The organism is Paraburkholderia bengalensis (assembly GCF_037126505.1).
Lineage (GTDB): Bacteria > Pseudomonadota > Gammaproteobacteria > Burkholderiales > Burkholderiaceae > Paraburkholderia > Paraburkholderia bengalensis.
Map to the genome: position 1 here is coordinate 1 of NZ_JACFYJ010000197.1, position 4,072 is coordinate 4,072.

The 4,072-nt window shown below is 64.1% G+C and carries 4 protein-coding genes and 1 pseudogene; 2 read left to right on the forward strand and 3 right to left on the reverse strand.

Annotated features, from left to right (window positions below; translation table 11 throughout):
• Positions 1 to 108: 108 nt before the first annotated feature.
• Positions 109 to 891 (forward strand): SGNH/GDSL hydrolase family protein, encoded by a 783-nt coding sequence (locus H3V53_RS42355; RefSeq protein ID WP_336602923.1) that lies wholly within the window; start codon positions 109 to 111, stop codon positions 889 to 891.
• Positions 888 to 1,931, forward strand: coding sequence for a GDP-mannose 4,6-dehydratase (gmd, locus tag H3V53_RS42360; RefSeq protein ID WP_054927089.1), 1,044 nt, complete (start codon positions 888 to 890; stop codon positions 1,929 to 1,931). The genes H3V53_RS42355 and gmd overlap by 4 nt, the downstream gene beginning before the upstream one ends.
• 39 nt (positions 1,932 to 1,970) lie before the next feature.
• Here gmd and H3V53_RS42365 read toward each other — a convergent pair whose 3' ends face one another.
• The 3 genes and pseudogenes from H3V53_RS42365 to H3V53_RS42375 form a co-directional block, all read right to left on the reverse strand.
• Positions 1,971 to 3,329, reverse strand: a complete 1,359-nt coding sequence (locus tag H3V53_RS42365; RefSeq protein ID WP_336602924.1) for a HipA domain-containing protein — start codon at positions 3,327 to 3,329, stop codon at positions 1,971 to 1,973.
• Positions 3,329 to 3,664, reverse strand: a complete 336-nt coding sequence (locus H3V53_RS42370; protein WP_336602925.1) for a helix-turn-helix domain-containing protein — start codon at positions 3,662 to 3,664, stop codon at positions 3,329 to 3,331. The genes H3V53_RS42365 and H3V53_RS42370 overlap by 1 nt, the downstream gene beginning before the upstream one ends.
• A 231-nt stretch (positions 3,665 to 3,895) precedes the next feature.
• Positions 3,896 to 4,072: pseudogene (locus tag H3V53_RS42375) on the reverse strand (glycosyltransferase family 1 protein); the annotation flags it as partial.

A 4,072-nucleotide genomic window follows, 5' to 3' on the forward strand; every position in this document is an offset into this window, starting at 1 on the left:
CGCGTCGTGGTTCGGCTTCGAGCGTCGTCTGATTCATGGCGGCGCGCCGCGCGCGCATCCACACGACGATGCGCTGCAAGCGGCACGCGAAGGATCGAGGACGAGCGCATGAAGCCCGCGCTCGCACTGCGCGCCGCAGGCTGCGCACTCGCTTTTGCGGCTTCGTCCGTTCGCGCGGATGCGCCGCCAGTGCTGATCGAAGCCTTCGGCGACTCGACCACGCTCGGCATTTCATGCAGCGACGGCCATTGCGGGCCGCTCGCCGACAACGCGGTGACGTATCTGCAGGATGCCCTGCGCGCGAAGTATGGCGCGCGCGTATCGGTGGTGAACGACGGCGTCGGCGGCACGATGGCGACGCAACTGCGCGACGGGACGAGCACCGCGCGCACGGCGGGCAAGGCGCCATGGAAGGCGCGTCTCGCTGCATCGAACGCGCAGATCGTGACGATCAACTACGGCATCAACGAAGTGATGCACAACCAGACGCCCGAACAGTTCTACGCAGCCGAAACGGAACTCGTGAAAACGGCGCAGGCGCTCGGCAAGCTGCCCGTGCTGCAGACGTCGAACCCGATGCCCGATGCGCGTCTGAACGCGCGGCTCGCCGAAATGGCGGCCATGACGCGACGCGTCGCGGCCGAACAGCAGGTGCCGCTCGTCGATCACTACGCGCAGATCTCAGCGATGGCCGACTGGAAAACGCACATGTCCGACGGCGCGCATCCGAAGCCCGAGCTGTATCGCGTGAAAGCGCAGCAGGACTTCGCCGTCATCGATCCCATCGTGCGCCGCCTGTGCGGCGACGCGGCGCTCTCATCACAACAGCGGCGGCCCGCAGCCGCTGCGCTTCAATCCACTTCCGCCAACCCGACGAGAGGCAACTCATGACCCCACAACGCAAGGCCATCATCACGGGCGTATCCGGCCAGGACGGCGCCTATCTGACGAAACTGCTGCTCGGCAAGGGCTATCAGGTGACGGGCACGTATCGGCGGACCAGTTCCGTCAACTTCTGGCGGATGGAAGAACTGGGCGTGATGAATGATCCGAACCTGCAGCTCGTCGAGCACGACCTGACCGACGCCGGATCGACGCTGCGCCTGCTCGACACCGTGCAGGCCGACGAGCTTTACAACCTCGCCGCGCAGAGCTTCGTCGGCGTGTCGTTCGACCAGCCGTCGACGACGGCCGCCGTGACGGGCGTCGGCGTGCTGAATCTGCTCGAAGGCATTCGCACGGTGAACCCGAAGATGCGCTTCTATCAGGCGTCCACGTCCGAGATGTTCGGTAAGGTGCAAGCCGTGCCGCAACGCGAGGAAACACCGTTTTATCCGCGCAGCCCGTATGGCGTCGCGAAGCTGTTCGCGCACTGGTCGACCATCAACTATCGCGAGTCGTACGGCATGTTCGCGACGAGCGGCATTCTGTTCAATCACGAATCGCCGCTGCGCGGCCGCGAGTTCGTCACGCGCAAGATCACCGACACGGTCGCGAAAATCAAGCTCGGCAAGGCCGACGTGCTCGAACTCGGCAACCTCGATGCGAAGCGCGACTGGGGCTTTGCGCTCGAATACGTCGAAGGCATGTGGCGGATGCTGCAGGCCGACGAGCCCGACACCTACGTGCTCGCGACGAACCGCACGGAGACGGTGCGCGATTTCGTGAAGATGGCGTTCGCGGCGGCTGGCTATCAGCTCGAATGGTCGGGCCGCAACGAGCGCGAGACGGGCATCGACGTGCGCACGGGCAAGACGCTGATTCGCGTGAATCCGAAGTTCTATCGCCCGGCCGAAGTGGATCTGCTGATCGGCTGCGCGGACAAGGCACGCGAGAAACTCGGCTGGCATCCGCAAACGTCGCTCGAACAGCTGTGCAAGATGATGGTCGATGCCGATGTCGCGCGAAACCAGAATGGGCTGTCGTGCTGATGTGCTGATGAAGGGGCGCGCGAAGCGCCCTGTTTCTTGCTACAGCAGCTTTCGATCGACGCGCGGCACCATTGGCGCGAATTGCAGCAGACGGTCGGCCTGCGCCGCGATGAACGCCGCAATCGTCTGCACCATTGCGCGCTCGTCGCCGACGTACACGTCGGCTTGTGCGAGTTCAGGTGCGAGTGCCTTCGCGGCCTGCGCCATGCGGGTCATCTCGCGCGCGAGATAGCGCGGCAGCGTGCCCGTGCGCCGCGCGAAGTCGGCGAGTTCGAGCGGCGTGATTTCTTCGAGGCGAAAAGCATCGCCGTAACCCATCGCCATGTCCTGCTCGACGCGCTCGCCGTACGCGTTGACGGACACCAGGTCGTATAGCGGCGCCGGCTCGAGGCCGCCGCCATGCACGAAGAACGACAGGTTCTTGCCATGCGCGTCGCTGTTGCCGATCAGCAACTGGAAGAGCGCCCAGCGAACCATGAACGTGCGGGCGGCAGCGGGATTGTCCAGATGCCGTTGCAGCGCAAAGAGCTTCTCGAAACTCGCGCCTTCGCGGATATTGCGCACATCGCGCGTATTGCCGAAATTGCGCTCGTATTTGAAGCTGACGGGCAGATCGAGCGCCTGGCAACCGTCGATCACATGCCGGCGCCGCACGGCCTGAACGGACACACCGTCTGACGGGTCCAGCACGACCGTCCGGTCGAAGCGCTCGACCAGCAAAATCGGCTCGGGAATGCGCCGGATCGACACGGGCGCCGCCTGCAATCCCATGCGTGCGGCGAGCGTCATGCAATAGTGCTCGTTGGCGACCATGCATGGCGTGACGGGGCTGCGCGATTCGGGCTTCAGGATGTGCGTCGAACTCAATGCACCGTCGGCGAGCGCGAGGCGTTCGCCCTCCACCAGCACTTGCAGCTTGTCCTGATAGCCGGCCACCGACAGCCGAACCTTGCCGTCCCAGACGGGAAACGGAATCACGTCACGCTCGCGGATACGTTGGCTGAGTTCGTCGGGCGCAATCTCGCGGCGCATCGGCATGGGCTCGTCCGCTGCAGGTTGCGGTGACGGCTGCGATGGCGCGAGAAAGCTCAATCCGCCCACGGGCTCCTTGCCGAGCATCCGAATGAGCCCGTACGTGTTGTCCTTCGAGACCTGATAGACGACGGACGCCACATCGAGCGCCCGCCCTTCCGGCAGCAGATTGGCGATGAAGCGATGCACGGCACCCTCGGCCACCTGCTGCGCACGCGCGAGCGGAATGTGCGGCGAGAGGGGAAATGCATCGCGGCGCGCTGGCCAATGGTCGTCGTACTCGAAGCGATACAGGCTCTGTTTCGCTTCGAAATGAAGTCGGCCTACCGTGCCCTCGTCGGTGATGACTTGCAGCGTGTGCGGCATCAGGACGGCTCCGAGGGCGCGCTGGAAAGCGCGGCGGCATCGTCCGCCGGCGCGGCGGGCGTCGCGATGGCGTCCAGCACGGCGTGGCTCTGCTGGTTCGTGACGACCAGCAGGTTCAGGCCGAGTCCGTGCAATACCTTGAAGGCCTTGTCCAGACTGACCGAGCGGCCGTTTTCGAGACGTGAGAGCACGTCCTTCGATACGCCCAGCATGTCGGCCGCATCGTCGATGCGAAGCGCGCTTTGCGCGCGGCGGTTGCGAACGAGCCGGCCCAACGACGCCATGTCGGATGCGAGCGGGTTCATCGCTGCCGGTCGGGGTAAGGTGCGCGCCATAGTTCCGTTATTTCAGGAATAAAACCGCCTTCCAAGCGAGACGGATCGATAATTACGAGAATATCAGAATTATCGATCGAACCGGCGTCTTTGGGCAATAATTCCGAAATGGTCGGAATTATTGTACGGAACGCAGCTTGGCATCTGATAATTCCTGAATGATGAGAACTATCGGTCGGCGCATAAAAAAGGACGGCATCGCTGCCGCCCTCGTTCTGCCGCCCTGCCCCGTTACGCCGCTACCTGAATCGCCTCGTTATAGACAGCCGCCACGCGCCGCGCGATCACCGGATTGTCGAAATTCGCGCGCGCATACGCACGGCAGGCATCGGCATCGGGCAATTTCATCGATCCGTCGAGCGCTCGCGCGAGGCCCTCGGCGATCGCCCCGGCGCCCGTCGAAGGCAG